The sequence below is a fragment of the Hymenobacter agri genome (assembly GCF_054778495.1).
This window is the reverse complement of the sequence record NZ_BAAGZM010001065.1, coordinates 1-911: the sequence shown is the minus strand read 5'-3', so window position 1 is coordinate 911 and position 911 is coordinate 1. Positions and strand designations below refer to the sequence as shown.

Sequence of the window (911 nt, the reverse complement as noted above, 5' to 3'; positions counted from 1 at the left end):
CCGCCGTGAAGCTGGCGTAGTTCGTGCCCGCCGTGGGCTGGGCGCTGTTGATGGTATAGGCACCGCTGAGCTGCGCGAAAGCCGCCGGCGTGGCGCTGAGCAGAAGCAGCAGCGCCAGCCAGCCGCCAAAACGGCTACTGCGACTACAAAACGAAGTAAACGTGCGCATAAGCAAGGAAATTGGGGTGATGAGAAATTGAGAAAATCGATGAAAATGGTAGCGTTGGCTGTGCCTCCAGACCGTCATGCTGAGCGCAGTCGGAGTACCTCTACCGAATTGGGTCAAAACCGAAGCAACGAAGCGGTAGAGATGCTTCGACTACGCTCAGCATGACCGTTCTGGACTACCCGACGAATACCGCCGGCCTACCCAATCGTGCGCAGGCGGCGCAGCAGCTCCTCCTGCAGCGTGCGGCTCACGGGCAGGATGTGCTCGCCCACCTGCACCAGGTGGCGGCCCGTGTCGAGGCGCTCGATGTGGTTGAGGTTGACGTAGTAGCTGCGCTGAATCTGCACGAAGGAACTGGCGGGCAGGTGGCGCACCAGCTCGCGCAGGGGCATGCGCACCTGCACCGTGCGGTGGGCCAGCACTAGGCGGCAGTGCTTGTCGTCGGCCGTCACCCACTGCACTTCGCTGAGCCGGATTTTCTCCAGCATTCCGTTCTCCTTGATGAAGAGCGAATCGGGCAGGGCCTCGCCGCTGGGGGCCTGCCAGAAAGTATCGGCCGCCGGGTAGCGGGCCGCGAAATTGCGCAATGCTAGCGCCAAGGCCCGTTGCAGGGCATCGAGCGTGGCGGGCTTGGTGAGGTAGGCGGCCGCTCCCAGCTGCTCGGCCCGGCCAAACGTCTCGCCGTCAGTGCGCGAGGTGAGGAAGATGAGCGGCAGGGGCTGGTGCGCCAGCAGCTGCTGGG

The 911-nt window shown here is 63.9% G+C and carries 1 protein-coding gene; it reads right to left on the bottom strand.

Translation table 11 applies throughout. The annotated features are described in order from the left end of the window. Positions 1-366: 366 nt before the first annotated feature. Positions 367-911: LytR/AlgR family response regulator transcription factor (locus tag ACYVDE_RS24485; protein ID WP_460504129.1), on the bottom strand; the 545-nt coding region annotated here is incomplete at its 5' end.